This window comes from Caballeronia jiangsuensis (genome assembly GCF_046030135.1).
GTDB lineage: Bacteria > Pseudomonadota > Gammaproteobacteria > Burkholderiales > Burkholderiaceae > Caballeronia > Caballeronia jiangsuensis.
The window spans coordinates 1-238 of record NZ_JAQQDB010000166.1; the positions used below are offsets into that span (position 1 = coordinate 1).

The 238-nt window shown below is 57.6% G+C and carries 1 pseudogene; it reads right to left on the bottom strand.

Annotated features, from left to right (window positions below):
* Positions 1 to 57: 57 nt before the first annotated feature.
* A pseudogene (locus PQR08_RS38815) lies at positions 58 to 238 on the bottom strand (IS481 family transposase); the annotation flags it as partial.

A 238-nucleotide genomic window follows, 5' to 3' on the forward strand; every position in this document is an offset into this window, starting at 1 on the left:
GTGTATAGACCGGGGACATGGTTGACACTTTCGTCGGGGACATAGTTGACACTTTGATCATCGGGTATCGGGCTGGTTCGGGTCAAACGTCATGAGTCGGTGATGGGCGAAATAGAGGTCGTAGGCATCGGCAATCGTGTTGCTCGGTCGCGCCGCGATGTGCAGTCCGTGCAGTGCGCTGGATACGCGCAATCGGTGCTTTCCAAACGTCACCTTGCCGTTCCAGCCCACCAGCAGG